The organism is Actinomadura sp. NPDC049753, from assembly GCF_040674655.1.
In the GTDB taxonomy this organism is placed as follows: Bacteria; Actinomycetota; Actinomycetes; order Streptosporangiales; family Streptosporangiaceae; genus Spirillospora; species Spirillospora verrucosospora.
Map to the genome: position 1 here is coordinate 42,789 of NZ_JBFARL010000025.1, position 19,714 is coordinate 62,502.

Below are 19,714 nucleotides of genomic sequence, written 5' to 3' on the forward strand. Positions count from 1 at the left end.
AGACTGGTCATCCGCACGTGGAGGGGGTCACTCGTGACACAGTCCGTGAAGCCCGGCGAGCGCAGCGTCCCGGACCCGGCCGGGGCGGCGGACGGCGGAGCGCCGCGGCGGCTCCGCGACGCGCCCTGGGAGAGCATCCGCGAGATGTTCGCCCTGGATCCGACCACCATCCACCTCAACACCGGCACCGTCGGCGCGATGCCCTACGAGGTGCTCGACACGATGGACCGGGTGACCCGCGAGTGGACCGGCGGGCTCGCCGACGTCTACAAGCCGTCCGGGTACTACGAGCACCGCGCCCTCATCGGCCGGGCGTTCGGCGTCGACCAGGACGAGATCGTGATCTGCCACAACGCCACCGAGGGCGTCGCCCGCATCATCCAGGGGCTCGACCTCCACGAGGGCGACGAGGTGGTCACCACGAGCCACGAGTGCTACTCGGTGCTCTCGAACTTCAACCTCGTCCGGAACCGGTACGGCCTGACGATCAAGACGCTGACCATGCCGACCGGCTACGGCGTCACGGCCGACGAGATCGTCGATCTCTTCGAGGCGGCCATCACCCCGCGCACCAAGGTGCTCGCGTTCGCCGGGATCACCCTGTTCACCGGCACGATGATGCCGATGCGCAGGCTGTGCGAGCTGGCGCAGCGGCACGGCCTGACCACCGTGATCGACGGCGCGCTGCTGCCCGGCCTCGTGAACCTGGACATGCGGGCGCTCGGCGCCGACTTCATCGCGTGCTCGGGGTCGAAGTTCCAGTGCGGCCCGCTGGGAACCGGCATCCTCTACCTCCGCAACAAGGTCTTCCCGGAGTACAACCCGCTTCCGCTGCCGACGTTCTGGCCGGTGATCTCCACCTGGTACCCGATGATCGGCAGTCCTCCGCCGCGGACGAGGACAAGGGTCGAGAGCGACGACACCGCCCTGTACGTGCAGAGCGCCGGCAGCGCCAGCATCGCCCGCGGCGCCGCGCTGGCGCGGGCCTGCGAGATCTGGGACGAGATCGGCCGGGACCGCATCGAGAGGCGGGCGATGGAGCTCGGCGACCACGCCCGGGGGCGCCTCGTGGAGGCCTTCGGCAAGGAGTCGATCTTCTCTCCCGGCGAGGACCCGCTGCTGAAGTCCCCCCTCATCGCCTTCAACCCGTTCCGCGACCCCGAGGCCGCCTGGAACATCAAGAAGTTCACCGCGTTCACCGACCGGCTGGAGCGGGAGCACCGCATCTGGATCCGGTGGACCGAGTTCGACGTCCCGGGCTCGCCGCACCAGCACTACGCGGCGCGGGTCTGCACCCACCTGTTCAACACCCGCGAGGAGATCGACCGGGCCATCGGCATCATGGCCCGCCTCGGCGAGGAGATGTCATGACCGTGTCCGAGCGGCCCCAGGCCGCCCGGTGGAGCGAGGACCTGCCGCGGCCCGGCGGGACGCTCCGCCTCCACGGCCCGGCCCCCGTCCACCGCCTCGACCCCTCGGCCTCCCACCAGGCGCCCGCCGACCAGGTCATCAGGCTGTTCGCCCGGCAGCTGTTCGGCTACGCCCCCGCGCCGGACCTGCGCGACTGGCGGGCCATCGCCCCGGCGCCCGACCTCGCGACCGACGTCCCGTCCACCTACAACACCGGGATGGGCGCGCGGCACACGAACTACGTGGTGCACCTGCGCCGCGGCGTGTTCTGGGACACCGCGCCCGCCCGGGAGGTCACGGCGCACGACGTCGTGCGCGGGCTGAAGCGGCTGGCCAACCCGCTCACGAGGCCCGCCGCTCTGCCCTACTTCACCAGCACGATCAGGGGCATGGCGCGGTACTGCGAGGACTACGCCGCGGCGATCCGCCGCGACGACCCGACCGCCGAGGAACTGGCCGCCTTCCAGAACTCCCACGACATCCCCGGCGTCCTCGTCCTGGACGACGAGTCGCTGGTCATCGAGCTCATGCGGCCGGCCATCGACTTCGCCGCCATCATGGCCCTGCCGTGCGCGTCGCCCGTGCCGGTCGAGTACGACGCGTTCCTGCCCGGCAGCCCGGAACTGCACCGCAACCTCCGGAGCAACGGGCCGTACCGGCCGGTCCATCTGGTCCCCGGCCGCGAGCTGCGGCTTGAACCCAACCCGGTCTGGCGGCAGGAGTCCGACCCGCTCCGGCGCCGGCATCTGGACGGCATCGAGATCACGGTCGGGGACGCGGCGCCCGAACACGTCGCCGCACGGGTCGCGTCGGGCGCGGCCGACCTGCCCTGGGGCGTGCGGATCGCCGAGCCGCACGACGCCGAGCCGGGCGATCCGGGCGACGGCCTCGGCCTCTCCCTCGACCCGTACCTCGTCTTCAACGTCGAGAGCCCCGCCGCGGGCGGCGCGCTGGCCGACGTCCGGGTGCGCCGGGCGCTCTCGTACGCGATCGACAAGGCGGCGATCGCCGACCTGTACCGGCGGTCCGGCAGCGGTGCGCTGGTGCGGATCGCCGGCTCCGTCGTGCCGCCGGGCAACGACGCGCGCCAGGAGCTCGACCTCTACGCGACCCCCGGGAGCCGGGGGGACGCGGCCAAGTGCCGGGCGCTGCTGGCCGAGGCGGGCCACGGGAGCGGCCTGGCGCTCACCGCGGTCCATCTCGACACCGGCCTGGACGCCGCGGTCGCGCGGTCGTACGCCGCCGACCTGGAGAAGGCCGGCGTCACCGTCCGGCTGATGGCGCTCGACCACGACGCCCGGGACGCCCTTCTCGGGGATCCGCGGCGCGCTGCGGCGGGCGCGTGGGACCTCGCGGCCGCGTCATGGTCGCCGGACTGGTACCCCGCCAACGGCCGGGTCTTCCTGCAGCCGATGTTCCAGTCGGGCGACTCCCGCAACTCCGCGAACCTCGGCCGCTACCGCCGTCCGGAGGTCGACCGCCTGATCGAGCGGGCCCTCGCCACGATCGAGGAGCCGGCGCGGTCGACGGCAGCCTGGAACCAGGCCGAGCGGACGGTGCTGGAAGACGCCGCGGTCGTGCCCATCCTGTTCCAGCGGCCGGCCGTCCCGTGCCTGCGCGGCCCGCGGGTGCGGGGCGCGGTCCCGATGCCCGCGTTCGGCCACGCCTACGACCTCGCCGGCGTCTGGCTCGACCCGCCGGCCGACCCGCCGGACACCCCTGCGGGATGACAGTGGCGGACCGCACGGCGGCGATCCAGGGAGCGCGCAATGCGTGAAGAGGTGGTGACCGAGTACCTCAGCCTCGGGCTGCGGTTCGGCCGGCTCGCCGACGGGTTCGTCGACTCCTGGTACGGCGACCCGGAGCTGGCCCGCCGGGTGGACGCCGAACCCAGGCCCGACGCGTCCGGGCTGGCGGCCCGGTCGGCCCGGCTGCTGGCCGCCCTCCCGGACAGCGGCCTGGCCGAGCCGCGGCGCCGGTTCCTGTCCGCGCAGCTCGCCGCGCTGAACTGCGCGGCCCGCCGGATGGCCGGGGAGGAGATCCCCTTCCGGGACGAGGTCCGGACGTACTTCGAGGTCGACATCGAACCCGGCGAACCCGACCGCTACGCGGAGATCCACGACGCGATCGGCGCGCTGCTGCCGGGCTCCGGGGACCTGCGTGCCCGGACCGCGGCGTTCTACGAGCGCAACGCCGTCCCCCCGGACCGGCTGGCACGGGCCGTCCAGGCGGTGTCCGGCGAGCTGCGCGCCATGACCCGCACCGTGTTCGGCCTGCCGGAGCAGGAGAGCGTCGAGTACGTGGTGGTGCACGACAAGCCGTGGAACGCCTTCAACCGCTACCTCGGCGGTTTCCGCTCCAGGGTGGAGCTCAACGCGGAGGCGGGCCGGACCGTCGCCGCCCTGCCGCTGCTGGCGATCCACGAGGCCTACCCCGGGCACCACACCGAGCACTGCCGCAAGGAGGCCGGCCTCGTCGGCGGCGCCGGCCACGACGAGCACCTGATCTCGCTGGTCAACACCCCGCAGTGCCTCATGGCGGAGGGGACCGCCGAGATGGCCGACGCGGCGGTGCCGGGCCCGGGCTGGGGCCGCTGGACCGCCGACATCCTGGCCGGCGAGGGCGTCCGGGTCGAGGGCGAGCTGGTGGAGGAGATCCTGCGGCTCATCCGCCTGCTGATGCCCGCCCGCCAGGACGCGGCCATCATGCTCCACGACCGCGGAGCCGACCCCGACCAGGTCACCGACTATCTGGAACGGTGGCTCCTGGTGCCTCCGGACCACGCCCGGCGGATGACGCGGTTCCTCACCGACCCGCTCTGGCGCGCCTACTCGGTGACCTACATCGAGGGCCCGCGACTGGTGGGCGCGTGGCTCGGCGCCGGGACGGGCCGGACGTCCCTCGTCGAGCGCTACCAGAGGCTTCTCGACGAGCCGCTGCTGCCGTCCGACCTGCGCGCGGACCTGGAATCCGCGAGCTCTCCGGGCCTCAGAACAGGTACTCGATGATGCGCTGGGCGGTGGCGGCGGGCGTGGGCAGCGTCGCCATCTCCCGCTGAACCTCCGCGGTGGCGGCGCGGACGCCCTCGTCGGTCATCAGGCGGGTCAGCAGGTCGGCGTCGACGTCCTCGCGTTCGCTCACGAACCCGATGCCCCGCTTCCGCACCGCCTCCAGGGTCGTGTGCTGGAAAAGGTCCCTGGGGTCGGGCGTGATGAGCTGCGGGATGCCGGCGTCGATCGCGGTCAGGGCCGTCCCTCCGCCGCCGTGGTGGACGATGGCGGTGCACGTGCCCAGCAGGAAGTGCAGCGGGATCCAGCCGACGGAGCTGACGTTGTCCGGCAGCGGGCCGAGCGAGCCGATGTCGACCCCGCCGAGCGCCAGCACGAACTCCGCGTCGACGCCGGCGGCCGCGTCGATGATCGTGCGCATGGTCCCGGTGCCCAGCATCTGGAGCTCGACCGTTCCCATGCTCACGGCGATCCGCGGCCGCCCGGAGGGCTGGGGCAGCCGGTCTCCGACGACCGATCCTCCGCTGTGCGGCAGCCAGCGCATGAACCATCCCTCGGGCTGCTCGCCGGCCAGCATGCTGGGCGGGAACTCCTCGATGGTGACGGCCGGCTTGGAGATGGACACGCCGTACCGCTCGCAGACGTCGGGGAGGTAGGCCTCGGCGGCCTCGTGCATGCCCCGGGTGCGCCAGGCGCTCACGTTCCGCTGCACGGCGGGTGCCCCGGCGCGGGCCGCCGCGAACAGGCCCGCGGTGGTGCCCTGGTCGTAGACCACCAGGTCCGGGCCCCAGTCGTCGGCCAGCGCCACCATGCCGTCGATCAGGGGACGGTTGATCGCGGCGAACCCGGGCCCCCACTCGTCGAGGTTGATCGCCGGCTTGGTGGCGACCGTTCGGACGAACTCCGGGTGCTCGCGGGCCAGCCGCTCGTTGACGGCCTCCATGCTGAAGCCGGGAGCGGCGTCGACGATCTCCACGCCGGAGCCCGCCGCGCCCTCGGTGGGCCCCGCGATCGTGGCGATCACCTCGTGGCCCGCGGTACGGAACGCCCAGGCGAGGTGGACGAGCGGGAAGAAGTGACCGAGACCTGGGTGAGAGCAGAACATCACGCGCATATCCGGAAGATCCCTTCTACCGGTGCCCCCGTCCGCGACGGGACCGGACGGCACCCGGAGCGGGCGCCGCGGCACGCGGACTTCACTATATGAACTTAAACTACGATCTTCGCTCGTTCAATATCCGCGGCGGTGCGGAGGCGGGGGCGGCTCACCAGGTGACCGGGAGCTCGCGCACCCCGTAGATGTTCGCCTTCTCCTTGAACGACAGCTCCCCGAACGGGACCGCCAGCCGCAGGCCCGGCAGGCGCCGGAAGAGGGCGTCGAACACGATCTGCAGCTCCATCCTCGCGAGGCGGTGCCCGAGGCACCGGTGCCGGCCGGCGCCGAACGCCAGGTGCCGCCCGCCGCCGCGCCCGACGTCGAACTCGTCCGGCCGCTCGAACACCTCCGGATCGCGGTTGGCGGCCGGGCCCAGCACCACCACGCCCTCCCCCGCCCGCACCGTGACGCCGCCCACCTCGACGTCGGCCAGCGCCGTGCGCGCGGTCGAGGCGTTGACGACCGTCAGGTACCGCAGCAGCTCGTCGACGGCGAGCGGTGTCCTGGCGGGGTCGGCGAGCATCGACGCGAGCTGGTCCGGATGCTCCAGCAGGGTCAGGGCGCCGAGCGCGATCATGTCGGCGGTGGTGGAGTGCCCGGCGACGAGCAGCACGAACGCCATGCTGACGACCGCCTCGCGGTCGGCCGCGCCCTCCCGGCGCCCCCGGGCGATGAGGCGGCCGAGGAGGTCGTCGGGCGGGTCGCGCTCCTTGTCCGCCACCACTTCGGCCAGCAGGGACCGGATCTCGTGCGCCGCCCGGGTGCGCTCCGCGGCCGGGGTGGCGTGGCTGAACATCCGCCCGGTGCGCTCCTCGAAGTGGCCGTGCGCGGAGTAGGGCACCCCGAGAAGCTCGCAGATCACCAGCGACGGAACCGGGACCGCCAGCTCGCGCACCAGGTCGACCGGGCGCGGGGCGGCCGCCATCAGCTCCAGCCGCCGGTCGACGATCTCCTGGACCCGCGGGCGCAGCGCCTCCGTCCGCGCGGGCGAGAACTCGGCGCGGACGGACCGCCGGGCGGCGGTGTGCTCGGGCGGGTCCATCCAGTTCATCGGCGGCCGGAAGCCGCGGAAGGACGCCTGCCGCTCCTCCTCGGTGACGGGGGCGAACCGGGGGAAGCCCTCGCGGCGGCGATCGACGCTCATCCTCGGATCGCTGAGGACCTTCCGCGCGTCCTCGTGCCGCGCGACCAGCCACGCCGAGTTCCCCCCGGCCATGCGGGCGCGGGCAGCGCGCCTCCCCGACAGCAGCCGCTCGTACTCCGGCGGCAGGGCGAACGGGCACGCGCGCGGGACGGGGAAGACGCCGGCGTCGGGCGCGGGCTGACTCGTCATCGGGACCCCCGATCAGCTCGGTACTATGAAAACATATACCGAGTTGGCCCGAGAATCGGGGGGCGTTCCGATCGACCGGCGGGGTGCCGGAGCTCAGCCGCGCCCGGCGTAGGCGTTTCCGGCGTACCAGTCGCCGCGGCCGCCGGGCAGCAGGTCGAGCACGTTCCACACCGGGGAGAGCAGGTCGATGCCGCGCTGGGCGCCGTCGAGGAAGTCGGCCGGAAGCGTGTAGAAGTGGCGGACCCGCCCGCCCTCACGGACCAGGACGCTGATCATGGGCCGCTGCGCCCCGTCCGGACGCTCGGCGTGCATGTCGGCGTTGAACGTCGTGCCGTGGCTGGACAGGACGCGCACGGCGTCCCACCCTCTCCGCCGCGCCCAGGCGCGCAGCTTCGGCAGGGGCGCCTTGCCGACGACGGCGAAGGCGGTGTGCTGCGCCAGGTGCGCGGCGACGCCGTTGAAGCCGTCCACCCACATCGAGCACATCGGGCACGCCGCCTCGTCGTCGGGGTGGAACATGAGGTGGTAGACGACGAGGGTCTCGCGGTCGCCGAACAGGTCGCGCAGCGACACCGAAGCGGTCGGCTCGTCCTTCTCCGGATCCGCCGGCCCCTCGGTGAGGGCGTAGTCGCCGAGCTCGGCGCCCCGGGGCATCCGGCGCCGCGCGGCGGCGACCTCCTCGACCCGGTCGCGTAGCCGCCTTTCGGCCTTCGCCAGTTCGATCCGCGCGTCGATGTACTCCCGGCTCGTGCCGACCGGCCACATCGGCGCGATCTCCGGCTCGTCGTCGCTCATCACTGGCCCCTTCGAGTCCGTGGGCGGCATGGGTCAATTCCATATCGGACTCTACGATAATGAACCCGCCGGCGCGCGCGGTTCGGTCCCATCCGGCGGGCGCGGCGGTCAGGGAGCACGCGCCGTCTCGGCCGCCTCGCCGTTCCCAAAACGGCATGAGATCAGCAGATACGCCGCGATCCACTGCATAGCAACCGCTTCGCATAAGCAAGGCGAAATTCCTCTCCACGGAGTCCGGGAGAGTTGAATGGAAACACGCCGCATGTTAAGCTCGTTATTGCGACAATTAGTCAACTAAGCATATATTCTCAGACGCTCGTGATTCGAGGCACAGGAGGCTGAGATGGCCGGGACCGCGGTGGCCGACGTGATGGCCGAGCTGGCCGAGCTGGAGGACCCCAAGGCGCGCGAGGTGAACGAGAAGCGCGGCGACGACCACGGCGTGAACCTCGGCAAGCTGCGCGCGCTCGCGAAGCGGCTGAAGACGCAGCAGGACCTCGCGCGCGAGCTCTGGAAGACCGGCGACAGTTCGGCGCGGCTGCTCGCGACCCTGGTCTGCCGCCCCAAGGAGTTCGAGCGCGACGAACTGGACGCCATGCTGCGCGAGGCGCGCACCCCGAAGGTGCAGGACTGGCTCGTGAACTACGTGGTGAAGAAGAGCCCGCACTCCGAGGATCTGCGCCTGGCGTGGCTCGACGACGCGGATCCGGTGATCGCGAGCGCCGGATGGGCGCTGACCACCGAGCGCGTGATGCGCAAGCCCGGCGGCCTCGACCTCGGCAAGCTGCTCGACGTCATCGAGGCGGAGATGAAGGGCGCCCCGGATCGCCTGCAGTGGGCGATGAACGACTGCCTGGGCAACATCGGGATCAAGCACGAGGAGCACCGCGTCCGCGCGATCGAGATCGGCGAGCGCCTGGAGGTGCTCAAGGACTACCCCACTCCCCCGAACTGCACGTCTCCGTACGTGCCTATCTGGATCAACGAAGTGGTGGGCAGGAAGAAGGCGAAGTAGGAAGTCCGCGCGCTGGCCCCGCTCAGCCGGCGAGGACCGCCGACAGTTCCAGAGGACGGATCGCGCGCGCGGGGAAGTCGCAGTACCAGAGTCTGCGGCCGTCCCACGTCAGCCCGGTCGGACGGCCCGGGACGGGCAGGGCCCCCAGGTGCTCCCCGGTCTTCGGATCCATGGCGCGGAGCACGGCGTCGTCGAAGTCGCCGTAGACGACCACCCCGTCGGCGTAGGTGAGCCCGGAGGGCGACTCCCCCGCCGCCGGGAACTCCCGCAGAACGGTCATGGTGTCGTAGTCGCGGACCTGCACCACCGTCGGACCGCGCAGGCACATGTACATGCCCTCCGGCCCGTGCTCGATCCCGGTCAGCCTGCCGCTCGCAGGGAGCACCTCCTTCTCCCCGGTGATCCGGCCGTCCTCCGGATCGATCAGGACGATCCGCTTCGGGCGGCCGCCGACCTGGCACAGGCGGGCGCCGTCGTAGGCCAGGTCCGCCCGCACCCTGTCGCAGCCGAACGTCCTGCTCACCCCGCCGGTCGCCGGGTCGATCGCGAAGATCTTCTCCGCGTCCTGGTCCGAATGCCACAGCAGGGCGCCGTCCCAGGTCAGCCCGCACATGTAGGCGGCGGGGGCGGGCAGGGCGCCGGTGCCCGCGGCCGTCTCCGCCGTCTCACCCGATGTCATGTCCCCTCGCTTTCCGGCCGTCCGCGGCCGTCGTGACGCCTGTGGGTACCAGCGACCGCCGGGGCGCGCCCGCGACGGCGTCCAGCCACCACGGGCTCTCCCTCGCCCAGGCGATCGTCCTGGCGAGGCCCGCCCGCAGCGGGGTGCGGCTGCGCCAGCCGAGCAGTTCCCTGGCCTTCCCGACGTCCGGGACCCGCCGGGGGATGTCCTCGTAGGCGCTGCCGAGCGCCGAGTCCGTGCTCACGCGGATCGGGGCGAAGTCCGTCCCGGCCAGCCGGGTCACCAGCCGGACGGCGTCGGCCACGGAGGTCTCCCGGTCGCTGCCGACGTTGAAGCACTGGCCGTCGGCGGTCTCGCGGGCGCCCACCCGCAGCGTGGCGTCCACCGCGTCCTCGACGAAGGTGAAGCAGCGCGTCTGGGCGCCGTCGTCGTACAGCAGCGGGGGCAGCCCGCGCAGCACCCGGTGGACGGTCTTGCTGATCACGTACGCCGGGCGCTGCCGCGGCCCGTAGACGTTGAAGTACCGCACGACCGAGGCGCGCAGGCCCCGGTGGCGGGCGTAGGCGACGACCATGTGCTCGGCGACGGCCTTGCTCGCGGAGTAGGACCACCGGTCGGCGGCGACGCTGCCCAGCACCCGGTCCGCGTCCTCCGACCAGGGGACCGCCGGGTTCTTGCCGTAGATCTCGCTGGTGCTGGAGACCACGACCTTCACGCCGGCGGCGGCCGCCGCGCGCAGCACGTTGCGGGTGCCGGAGACCGCGACGTCGATCACTTCGAGCGGGTCGTCGAGGTACTGGTCGACCCCGACCAGCGCGCAGAGGTGGTAGACGGTGTGCACGTCCGGGCCGATGGCGCCGGCGAGGGCCCGCTCGTCCCGGATGTCGGCCCTGACGTGGCGGACGGAGCCCTCGCCGCAGTCCAGGTCGGGCGGCGGCGCCGCGGGGTCGTAGACGACCACGTCCTCGCCCTGGCGCGCGAGGCGTTCCACGAGGTGGCTGCCGATGAAGCCACAGCCGCCGGTGACCACGACCGCCATCGGTCCTCCGCCCTTCGCCACGGCCGCCTCGCACGGGGCGGCCATCGTCCTGTCAGCGGACGGCGCCGAACGCGCCGCCCGACCGGGTCCCGGCCCGCCGCGCGTACGAGTCGATCGCCTCCGCGGCCCGGGCGGCGCCTCCGGCGTCGCGGGCCTCCGCGCGCATCCGCGAGATCCGCCGGCGGACGCCGTCGTCGGCGACCAGGTTCTCCACCGCCGAGACGAGGCCGCCGCCGTCGACCTGCTCGGGCCGGAGCACATGGCCCAGCCCGAGCTCGACGGACCGTTCGGCGAACGGCCTGGCCTCGACCGCGTACTCGGTGAAGAAGAGCATCGGGCAGCCCCAGTGGACGGCCTCCATGGTCGCGCCGAGGGTGCCCTGCAGGAGGAACGCCTTCGCGTGACGCAGGACCTCCATGAACGAGATGTACTGGTGGACCTCGACGTTGGGCGGCAACGGCTCCAGCGCCTTCGGGTCGGTGCCGTCGCCCGTCACCATGACGACATGCCACGGCGTGCCCGCGAACGCCTGCGCGCAACTGCGGAAGAATTCCGGATGCCCGTTGAACGTCGAGCCCAGGGAAACGAGGAGCACGTTCGCGTCCTCGCGGGGAGGGCGCCATCCCGGCCGGAGCCGCCCTTGCGAGAAGCTCGGCCCGACGAAGACGAAACGGTCGTCGAATGTTTCGCTCTTCACCTGGAACGACCGCGGCAGGAAGATGACGTTCAGATCCTCGATCGCGTTCCAGAACTCCGTCGGGGAACGGTCGATGCGATATTCCGGCAGAAGCTCGGACATCATCCGCTGGAAGGTCTCGGTCTCGACTATGGGCCGGTGCCCGTGCACCGCGCTGAGCGCCTCCCACACCGAATAGTGCTCGTTCGAGGCGAAGCCCCCGTTGATGCACACGGCCGGCCGCCGCCACCTGGCGGCCAGCAGGCGCCCGGCGATCAAGGGGAAGATGTCGTAGACGACCAGGTCCGGCGGATCGTCGTCCAGAGCGCTCTCCGCCGCCCTGAGCATCGCGAGGTTCTCGTTGACGAAGGCGCTCACCGTCAGCGCCTCGGCGTCCTCCTGCTCGACGATCTCCGGCAGGTCGACGCCGTCCTCGAATATCGACCGGTGGCGGATCTGCCGGGCCCCGACCTCCGCGAGGTCGTCGACGTAGTCGCCGGAGGTCACGAAACTGAGCCGGTGCCCCCGGGCGGAGAGCTCGTCGAGGACGCCGTAGGTCGGGCGGATGTGCCCGGACCCGCCGGTGACGGCGAAAAGAATGTGGCGTGGTCGCATCACGATTCCCCGGATCGGGCGAGATGAGCCATGAAAACGGACACTACTATGGTTTTTTCAAGTTAGCAAGGGAGTGATCACCTGGCACGCGCGCGCCATCCGACCGAGTCCTTAGGCATTGACTTATATAAGCTGCTGCTTTAGGATGAGCTTGATCTTCTGGTGGCGACGGGAGGCACAACCGTGGGATCGAATTCGACCCTCGCTGTCGAGACGACCGGGCTGGTCAGGACCTTCGGCGAGACCCGGGCGGTGGACGGCGTCGACCTGGCCGTCCCCACCGGCATCGTCCACAGCCTGCTGGGGCCGAACGGCGCCGGCAAGACCACGTTCCTCCGGATCCTGACGACGCTGCTGCGTCCGACGGAGGGCACGGCCAGGGTGCTCGGCCACGACGTGGTCCGGGAGGCCGACGCGGTGCGCTCGCGCGTGAGCGTCACGGGCCAGTCCACCTCGATCGACGAGGACCTCACCGGGAGGGAGAACCTCGCGATGGTGGGGCGGCTGCTCGGGCACCGGGGGGCCGCGGCGCGGCAGCGGGCCGACGACCTGGTGGAGGCCTTCGAGCTGTCGGAGGTGGCGGACCGTCCGGTGAAGACCTGCTCCGGCGGCGAGCGGCGCCGGATCGACATCGCCGCCAGCATCATCGTCACCCCGGATCTGCTCTTCCTGGACGAGCCGACCACGGGCCTCGACCCCCGGGCGCGGAACCAGGTGTGGGACATCATCCGCGCCCTGGTGGCCGGGGGCACGACCGTGCTGCTCACGACGCAGTACCTCGACGAGGCCGACCGGCTCTCCGACCGGGTCGCGGTCCTGGACCACGGCAGGGTCATCGCGGAGGACGCGCCCGGGAGACTGAAGTCCCAGGTCGGCACCGGCGCGCTGAAGCTGCGGCTCCAGGATCCCGGGCAGCGCGCCCTGGCGGCGGAGATGCTCTCCCGCGAGCTGACCGTGGAGCCCGGCGCGGACTCCGATCCGCACCGGCTGTCGGTACGGGTCGGCGACGCCCAGCAGGCGGCGCGGGCGGTCACCGCGCTGGCCGACGCCGGGATCGCCCTCGACGACTTCTCGATGGCCCAGTCGAGCCTCGACGACGTCTTCCTCGCCCTGACCGGCCGCCCGGTGGCCGACGGCGGGCGAGCGGAGAAGGACGAGGCCGCGGACGACCAGACGCAGACGGTCAAGTGAGGTGGAGGGCGAGATGACGACGTCCCAGCCGATGACGCGCGCGCGGGGGCCGCTGGCGGCGCCTGGCGAGCGCCCGCCGAGGGCCGGCGCGCTGTCGGCGTCCATGACGTTCGGGTGGCGTGCGCTGCTGAAGATCAAGCACTCGCCGAACCAGCTGGTGGACGCCCTCATGCTCCCGGTCATGTTCACGCTCTCGTTCACCTACCTGGTGGGCGGCGCGATCGCCGGGTCGCCCGGCCGCTACCTGCACTTCTTCCTGCCCGGCGTCATGGTCATGGCGGTGGCCCTGACCACGGCGTACACCGGGATCGTGCTGAACCAGGACGTCGACCAGGGGGTGTTCGACCGGGTGCGTTCGCTGCCGGTGTGGCAGTCGTCGGTGCTGGTCGGGGCGATGCTGGGGGACGTGGTCCGGTACGCGGTGGCGTCGGTGGTGCCGCTGCTGCTGGGCCTGGCGCTGGGGTTCCGCCCCGACGGCGGCCTGGGCGGCGTGGTGCTCGCGCTGCTGTTCCTCCAGGTGTTCGCCTTCAGCCTCGCCTGGATCGGGACCTTCGTCGGGGTCAGCGTGCGGACGCCGACCGCGGCGCAGACGCTGAGCTGGACGCTCCTGTTCGTCCTCGTCGTCGCCAGCAACGTCATGGTGCCGCAGCAGACGATGCCGGGCTGGCTGGAAGCACTGATCAAGGTCAATCCCATCAGCGTCGTGACGACCGCCATGCGGGGGCTGATGGACGGCACCGTGACCGCGGGCCAGATGGGCTGGGCGTTCCTGGCCTGCGCCGTCCTCGTCGCGGTCTTCGCGCCTCTGACCATGTACCGGTACGGCCGCGCCCGCCACTGAGCGCCCTCACATCGCGTGCAGGCAGAGCAGGAGACTGCGGGCCTCGATGTTGACCTGGTAGCTCTGGCGGGCGAGCGCCATCGCCTGGGGCACCGTGAGCCAGCAGAAGTCCGGAGGGGGCTGGAGCGGGAAGCCGCCGCCGACCTCGACCACGAGATGACGGGTCAGGGCATGCCGGAACCGGCCGCCCTCCTCCGACTGCACCACGTCGTACTTCACCTGGACGGCTCTGGAAAGGACGAGATCGAGATACCGGGGGCGCCGGTCGCCGGGCGCCTCCGCGTAGTTCTCGGGGGTGCACTGCACGGTGGGGCCGAGCTCCACGGTGTCGCGGCATCCCGGACGCAGGTCGGCGCGGGCCAGAAGATGCCGGACCCCGTTGATGCGGCGGACGACGAGGGCGGCCAGCCCGATGCCGCAGGGTTCGAGGAGCGGCTGGCACCAGTGGGACACCTCCCGGTTGCCCGCGTGGACCTCCACTCCGAGGATGCTGAAGAACCTGCCGTCGGGACGGGAGACCGCCTCCGCGCCGCGCTCCCATCCGTCCACGGAGTCGAGGGGGACCGCGCGAGTGGTGAGCGTGTACGCGGACTTGCGCTCGGTGAGCCAGCTCCTCACCTGCGCCGGCGAGAGGAGCGGGTCCCCGCCGGAGGCGTACGCCTCCGCGAAGACGGCCGAGGCTCCGTCGTCCGGCCGCGCGCCCGTGGACGGGCCCGCGGACAGCAGGCAGGCCAGGACGGTCCTGGAGTCCATGTTCACGATGTTGGGGTGGTGCAGGAGGTCGAGGATCTGGCCGAGCGTCATCCAGGCGAAGTCCTCGTGGGGCTCCACCTCGCCGGTGACCTCCATGACCACGTTCCGGTTGCGCTTGGCCCAGAACCACGCCCCCTGCTCGGACTGCAGCACGTCGACCAGCACGCGGGCCCGCCCGGGCTCGGTGAAGTACTCGACGAACCGGGAGCGGGCGCCGCGGTGCGCCCGCAGGTAGTTGCTCGACGTGGACTGCACCGTCGGCGACAGCTGCACCGTGTTCACGTTGCCGGGCTCGATCTTGGCCTGCATCAGGAAGTGCAGGACGCCGTCGATCTCCTTGGCGAGGATGCCCACGATCGCGACGTCCTGCTGGTAGATGATCGGCTGCCGCCACTCGGGGGTGGCGCCGTAGTCGGTGCGGGCGTGGATGCCGCCCACGGTGAAGAAGCGGCCGCTCTCGTGCACGAGGTCGCCCGACTCCGGCGCGAACGACCAGCCCGTCATGCGCGCGAACGGGATGCGCGTCACCTCGACCGGGACGCGGCGGCGGCGTTCGTCCAGCCATTCGAGGACGTCCCCGGCCGGCCGGGGCCGGCACTCGGCCGACTCCGCGAGCCGCCGGCCCAGCTCGGATTCCTCGCTCGGCGCCGCCCTCAGCGCAGAGCCCGCGTTCGCACCCGCCATGCCCGCCTCCGTCCGCGGCAGCCGGATCCGGCTGCCGTTCGCGCCCGGCTGTATCATCTACTTAAATTACATATAGCATTAACAGCCGGGAAGGGAGAGCCCGTGTCCGCCTCGGAGCGCGTGTCCGCCTCGGAGCGCGACGTCGCCTTCGGCCCGCAGCACGCCGAGGTCTACGAGCTGACGTACCGGCACCGGGGCAAGGACTGGGGCGAGGAGGCGGCGGAGGTCGCGCGGCGCATCCGGGCGCGCCGCCCCGGCGCGCGGTCCCTTCTCGACGTCGCCTGCGGCACCGGGGCCCATCTGGAGGCGTTCCGGTCGGGCTTCGACCACGTCGAGGGCCTGGAGATCTCGCGCGCGATGCGCGAGCGGGCCGTGCGGCGGCTGCCGGGGGTGACCGTCCACGACGGCGACATGCGGGCCTTCGCGCTCGGCCGCGCCTTCGACGCCGTGACGTGCCTCTACACCGCGATCGCCTATCTGCCGACCGTCGCCGCCATGCGCGCCGCGGTCAGGGCCATGGCAGGCCATCTCGTCCCCGGCGGCGTGCTCGTCATCGAACCCTGGTGGCCGCCGGAGAGGTTCATCGAGGGGTACGTCGGAGCCGACCTGGTGCGGGACGGCGACACGGTCGTCGCGCGGGTCTCCCACTCGACCCGGCGCGACCGGGCCGCGCGGATGGACGTGCGCTGGCTGGTGGGCCGCCCCACGGGCATCAGCGAGTTCCGCACGCTGGAGACCTTCACCATGTTCACCGCGGACGAGTTCGCGGCGGCGTTCGAGGACTCCGGATGCGACGTCGAGCACGAGGAGACCGGCCTGAACGGCTACGGCCTGTTCGTCGGGGTCCGCCGCGGCTGACCCGCGGGCGGCGCAGGCGGGTGCTACTCGCCCCAGCGCAGGTACGTGATGGGCGGCTCCCGGCCGGGAAGCGTGCGAAGAGTGACCATGTCGAGGCCGACGGCCTCGCGCAGCGCGGCCGTCTCCCCGGGCCACTTGGAATAGGCGATCTCGTCGAAGGCGAGCACGCTGCCCTTGGTCAGGTAGGGCCGGATCGCCTCCAGCGCGGCGCGGGTCGGCGCGTGGAGGTCGAGGTCGAAATAGGCCAGCGCGATGACGGTCTCCGGGTTGTCGGCGAGGTAGCGCGGCAGGGTCTCGCGGATGTCGCCCTGGACCACCGCGGTCCGCCGGACGTGCGCGAAGGGCTCGCCGGACTCGTGCGCGTCGAGCACCTCGCGCAGGTAGTCGGGGTAGCCCTCGCTCACCGCGAACCGGCCGGCCACCGCGTTCGGCCCGGCCCTGTCGACGTCGGCGACGTCGGGGAAACCGGTGAAGGTGTCGAAGCCGATCACGCGCCGCACCGAGGTGTAGGGCTCGTGGCAGCCGCGGAGCGCGGTCAGCGTGGCCAGGTGCCGCCCGTGGAGCACGCCGAACTCCATGATCACGCCGGGGACGTCGAGGATCATGCGGTACAGCGCGTCCATGCACAGCAGGTCGGTGAGCTGGGGCCGCCGCAGGTACAGGGCCAGGTTGTCGATCAGGTACTCGGGCGGGATGGGGGTGTCGCGCAGCAGCCGGGTGAGCCGCTCGCGCACGTCGCGCTCCTGGTCCGACTCGCGTGCCAGCGAGCGCGGGTCCCTGTGGTTCGGCGTGGTCACCTGTCTCGTCCTCCCAGCGGCTGAGGTCGCGTCAAGACGGGGTCAGCTCATCCACGCGGCCGGCGCCGGTCCGCCCCGGCCGACGGGCGGGAAGAGGGCCTCCAGCCGGTCGGTCTCCTCCTCGGTCAGGGGCTTGTCCAGCGCCCTCACCGCGCCGTCGACGTGGTCGGGGGTGCGCGGGCCGATGAGGGCCGCGGTCACCCCCGGCCTGGACAGCGTCCAGGCGAGGCCGACCTCCGCGGGGTCCCGCCCGATGTCGGCGCAGAACCGCTCGTACTCGGCGATGGCCGCCGCGTGCTCCTTCAGCGCGTCGACCGCGCGCCCCTGGGCGGACTTGACCGCGGTCCCTTCCGCCTTCTTGCGCAGCACGCCGCCGAGCAGGCCGCCGTGCAGGGGCGACCAGACGAGCACCCCGAGCCCGAGGGCGGTCGCCGCGGGGATGACCTCCAGCTCCGCGTGCCGGGTGACGAGGTTGTAGACGCACTGCTCCGAGGCGAGCCCCGGGACGCGGCGGCGGGCGGCGGTCTCCTGGGCCAGGGCGATGTCCCAGCCGGCGAAGTTGGAGGAGCCGACGTGGCGGATCTTTCCCTGGCCGATCAGCAGTTCCATGGCCAGCCAGATCTCGTCCCAGGGGACCGACCGGTCCACCTGGTGCATCTGGTACAGGTCGATCCGGTCGGTGTTCAGCCGGCGCAGGGAGGCCTCGCACGCCGCGACGATGTGCCGCGCCGACAGGCCGCGGTCGCCCGGGTCGTCGCTCATCGGGCCCCCGACCTTGGTGGCCACGACGACCTCGTCCCGGCGGCCCGGGCGCGCCGCGAGCCAGTTCCCGATGACCTCTTCGGTGTGGCCCTTGTAGACGCGCCAGCCGTAGATGTCCGCGGTGTCGACGAGGTTGATCCCGCTCGCCAGCGCGTGGTCCATGAGGCGGTGCGCGTCCGCCCCGTCGACGCGGCCGCCGAAGTTCACGGTGCCGAGGCCGAGGCGGCCGATCCGCAGATCGGTGGAACCCAGCGGTACGCGGAACTCTCCGGGATCGGGCATCGACCGCCTCCTCAGGCTCTCGAACGGCTTTCACGATACTAGTTATTCAAGTCAGATTCCCCTATGCCCCTACTATCGCGTCCTGCGACGTCAATGCTATCGTTTTCTCAAGTGTAGGACCTTTGGCGGGTAAAGGTGGTCCACATGGCCCCGAGGGCGGTACCGCATCGGCGCGGGACGGCGATCCGGTCCACGGCGGACGACCCGCCGAGCGTGTCCGGCGACAGATCCTCGGTGACCCCGCCGAGGAGACCCGGGGGGTGGGGATCGTCAGTGACTCCGACGGCGACCCACGTGTGAGCACGGCACGGTGACGGGGAGCGCGCCGCCTTCTCCGGCGGCGCCGGCCTTCTGATCGGCCCCGCACGCCGTCGTCGGAACGCGGCCGAATTCTGCCGGGGAGAGGCCGCGGCCGACCTCGATGGACCGTCCGAACCGATCCGCTTTTCGCTTCGACCCGTCGAATCCAGGGTCGCGCGAGATGGGAGAAACGCCCATGGTAACGAAGGCCTCCAGCGGGGATGCTGTGGGAGCCGCCGCGCCCGATCCAGCGTCGGACCGGCCTCGTAAGTTCATCCCGGAGCTCGAAGGACTGCGCGGCGCCGTCGTGCTGCTCGTCGTCCTCGGCCACACCGGAGTGGCGACCAGCGTGCAGGGCTGGAGCTACATGCACTCCACCGGGAACGGCATCTGGGCCATCATGCTGAACCGGGTGGCGGTCGCCTTCCCGATCTGGTTCGTGATGACCGGCTACCTGCTGTACCGCGCGTTCGCGCTGTACACGCTCACCGGCGAGCGCAGGCCGAACGTCAAGCGCTACTTCTGGCGCCGGGCGCTGCGGATCCTGCCCGCCTACTGGGTCCTGACGATCACCGCTCTCCTGGTGCTCAACCGCGACAGCATCCACGGGGCATGGGAAGTGATCCGCCCGCTGCTCCTGCTGCAGATCTGGGAGCACGGCGCCATTCCCATGGGGATGATGCACACCTGGAGCAACGCCAACGACTTCCTGTTCTACCTGGCCATGCCGGTGTTCGCCTGGCTCCTCCACCGGTACGCGCGGCGCGCCGAGACCCACGAGGCCCGGGTACGGCGGCTGCTCGTGCCGCTGGCCGTCCCGGTGTTCATCGGCTTCGCCTTCTTCACCTGGCTCCATTTCCCGCAGTTCAGGGACGACCCGATGAAGCTGTGGCCGACGCAGTACTTCTGGCCGATGAGCTACATGGGCTGGCTCTCCGTGGGGATGATGCTGGCCGTGCTGTCCGCCGCCGCGGAGACGCGCCCCGACGCGGTGCCGCGGGTGTACCGCCTGATCGGCCGGCATCCGGGCAAGCTCTGGCTGGGGGCGCTCGGCATCTTCGTCCTGGCCTGCCTCTCCCCGCTCGCGGACTACCGCCTGGTGGACTACGTGCCGGCGCCGGCCGCGGCCGCCGACTACTGGCTCTTCCTCGCGTTCTCCGTGGCCGTCTTCGCGCCGCTCACCGTCCCGGGCGTCCGGTTCAAGGTGGCGGGCCTCATGCTGGACAACTCGCTGCTGCGGTTCTTCGGCAGGATCTCCTACAGCGTCTACCTCTGGCACATCTTCGTCTACGCCAAGTTCGTCGGGCCGCTCTTCGCCCCCGAGATCGGCGGCTACTGGGAGGTCCTGGCCGTCGAACTGGCGCTGTGCGTGATGGTCGGCTACGCGAGCTACATCGTGGTCGAGAAGCCGTTCCACATGCTCCGGCCGCGGCTGGGCAAGGCGCCGGTCGAGTTGAGCGTCGCCGTCAGCACTCCCGCCGAGGCGGCGCCCGCCACGGCGGGCGCGGCGGGCGCGGCGG

The 19,714-nt window shown here is 71.9% G+C and carries 17 protein-coding genes; 8 read left to right on the forward strand and 9 right to left on the reverse strand.

The features are described from left to right. Window positions 1-33: 33 nt before the first annotated feature. From AB0K37_RS09870 to AB0K37_RS09880, 3 genes are read left to right on the forward strand one after another with little or no spacing between them, the layout of a single operon-like run. The gene (locus tag AB0K37_RS09870) at window positions 34-1,371 is read left to right on the forward strand and encodes an aminotransferase class V-fold PLP-dependent enzyme (RefSeq protein ID WP_363977530.1); all 1,338 of its coding nucleotides are present in this window, start codon (window positions 34-36) and stop codon (window positions 1,369-1,371) included. Beyond that, a complete protein-coding gene (locus AB0K37_RS09875) occupies window positions 1,368-3,140 on the forward strand; it encodes an ABC transporter substrate-binding protein (RefSeq protein WP_363977533.1) in 1,773 nt (590 codons plus the stop codon). Before AB0K37_RS09870 ends, AB0K37_RS09875 begins: the two co-directional genes overlap by 4 nt. A gap of 39 nt (window positions 3,141-3,179) precedes the next feature. Further along, window positions 3,180-4,418 (forward strand): DUF885 domain-containing protein, encoded by a 1,239-nt coding sequence (locus AB0K37_RS09880; protein ID WP_363977536.1) that lies wholly within the window; start codon window positions 3,180-3,182, stop codon window positions 4,416-4,418. Here AB0K37_RS09880 and AB0K37_RS09885 read toward each other — a convergent pair. The 3 genes from AB0K37_RS09885 to AB0K37_RS09895 form a co-directional block, all read right to left on the reverse strand. Further along, window positions 4,399-5,523, reverse strand: coding sequence for a nucleotide disphospho-sugar-binding domain-containing protein (locus tag AB0K37_RS09885; protein ID WP_363977539.1), 1,125 nt, complete (start codon window positions 5,521-5,523; stop codon window positions 4,399-4,401). The genes AB0K37_RS09880 and AB0K37_RS09885 overlap by 20 nt on opposite strands. 160 nt (window positions 5,524-5,683) lie before the next feature. After that, a complete protein-coding gene (locus AB0K37_RS09890) occupies window positions 5,684-6,907 on the reverse strand; it encodes a cytochrome P450 (protein WP_363977542.1) in 1,224 nt (407 codons plus the stop codon). A 93-nt stretch (window positions 6,908-7,000) separates the two neighbouring features. Continuing rightward, on the reverse strand, window positions 7,001-7,702 hold the full coding sequence (locus tag AB0K37_RS09895) for a DUF899 family protein (RefSeq protein ID WP_363977545.1): 702 nt from the start codon (window positions 7,700-7,702) through the stop codon (window positions 7,001-7,003). A gap of 343 nt (window positions 7,703-8,045) precedes the next feature. On the opposite strand from AB0K37_RS09895, the gene AB0K37_RS09900 reads away from it, so the two are divergent. Continuing rightward, window positions 8,046-8,717 carry a DNA alkylation repair protein gene (locus AB0K37_RS09900; RefSeq protein WP_363977548.1) on the forward strand — a complete coding sequence of 224 codons (672 nt, stop codon included), beginning with the start codon at window positions 8,046-8,048 and terminating at the stop codon, window positions 8,715-8,717. A 22-nt stretch (window positions 8,718-8,739) separates the two neighbouring features. Here AB0K37_RS09900 and AB0K37_RS09905 read toward each other — a convergent pair whose 3' ends face one another. The 3 genes from AB0K37_RS09905 to AB0K37_RS09915 are packed head-to-tail and all read right to left on the reverse strand — an operon-like array spanning window position 8,740 to window position 11,726. Next, window positions 8,740-9,396, reverse strand: a complete 657-nt coding sequence (locus tag AB0K37_RS09905) for a hypothetical protein (RefSeq protein WP_363977551.1) — start codon at window positions 9,394-9,396, stop codon at window positions 8,740-8,742. Beyond that, on the reverse strand, window positions 9,383-10,435 hold the full coding sequence (locus tag AB0K37_RS09910; protein ID WP_363977553.1) for an NAD-dependent epimerase/dehydratase family protein: 1,053 nt from the start codon (window positions 10,433-10,435) through the stop codon (window positions 9,383-9,385). The genes AB0K37_RS09905 and AB0K37_RS09910 overlap by 14 nt, the downstream gene beginning before the upstream one ends. Window positions 10,436-10,487: 52 nt before the next feature. Beyond that, window positions 10,488-11,726: a macrolide family glycosyltransferase gene (locus AB0K37_RS09915; protein ID WP_363977556.1), complete on the reverse strand. Its 1,239-nt coding sequence runs from the start codon at window positions 11,724-11,726 to the stop codon at window positions 10,488-10,490. Window positions 11,727-11,909: 183 nt separating this feature from the next. Here AB0K37_RS09915 and AB0K37_RS09920 point away from each other — a divergent pair, with 183 nt between their 5' ends. Continuing rightward, a complete protein-coding gene (locus tag AB0K37_RS09920) occupies window positions 11,910-12,917 on the forward strand; it encodes an ATP-binding cassette domain-containing protein (RefSeq protein WP_363977559.1) in 1,008 nt (335 codons plus the stop codon). A gap of 13 nt (window positions 12,918-12,930) precedes the next feature. Then, the gene (locus AB0K37_RS09925; RefSeq protein WP_363977562.1) at window positions 12,931-13,758 is read left to right on the forward strand and encodes an ABC transporter permease; all 828 of its coding nucleotides are present in this window, start codon (window positions 12,931-12,933) and stop codon (window positions 13,756-13,758) included. A gap of 6 nt (window positions 13,759-13,764) precedes the next feature. Here the strand turns inward: AB0K37_RS09925 and AB0K37_RS09930 are convergent, their stop codons facing one another. Next, window positions 13,765-15,252 carry an NDP-hexose 2,3-dehydratase family protein gene (locus AB0K37_RS09930; protein ID WP_363977564.1) on the reverse strand — a complete coding sequence of 496 codons (1,488 nt, stop codon included), beginning with the start codon at window positions 15,250-15,252 and terminating at the stop codon, window positions 13,765-13,767. A 45-nt stretch (window positions 15,253-15,297) separates the two neighbouring features. On the opposite strand from AB0K37_RS09930, the gene AB0K37_RS09935 reads away from it, so the two are divergent. Beyond that, window positions 15,298-16,053 carry a methyltransferase domain-containing protein gene (locus AB0K37_RS09935; protein ID WP_363977567.1) on the forward strand — a complete coding sequence of 252 codons (756 nt, stop codon included), beginning with the start codon at window positions 15,298-15,300 and terminating at the stop codon, window positions 16,051-16,053. Between the two features lie 23 nt (window positions 16,054-16,076). Here AB0K37_RS09935 and AB0K37_RS09940 read toward each other — a convergent pair whose 3' ends face one another. Together AB0K37_RS09940 and AB0K37_RS09945 are read right to left on the reverse strand one after the other, a co-directional pair. After that, window positions 16,077-16,850 (reverse strand): class I SAM-dependent methyltransferase, encoded by a 774-nt coding sequence (locus AB0K37_RS09940; protein WP_363977570.1) that lies wholly within the window; start codon window positions 16,848-16,850, stop codon window positions 16,077-16,079. Between the two features lie 42 nt (window positions 16,851-16,892). Continuing rightward, window positions 16,893-17,894 carry an aldo/keto reductase gene (locus tag AB0K37_RS09945; protein WP_363977573.1) on the reverse strand — a complete coding sequence of 334 codons (1,002 nt, stop codon included), beginning with the start codon at window positions 17,892-17,894 and terminating at the stop codon, window positions 16,893-16,895. 496 nt (window positions 17,895-18,390) lie between these two features. Between AB0K37_RS09945 and AB0K37_RS09950 the strand changes: the two genes are divergently transcribed. Further along, a partial coding sequence (locus AB0K37_RS09950; RefSeq protein WP_363977576.1) for an acyltransferase occupies window positions 18,391-19,714 on the forward strand: 1,324 nt, incomplete at its 3' end.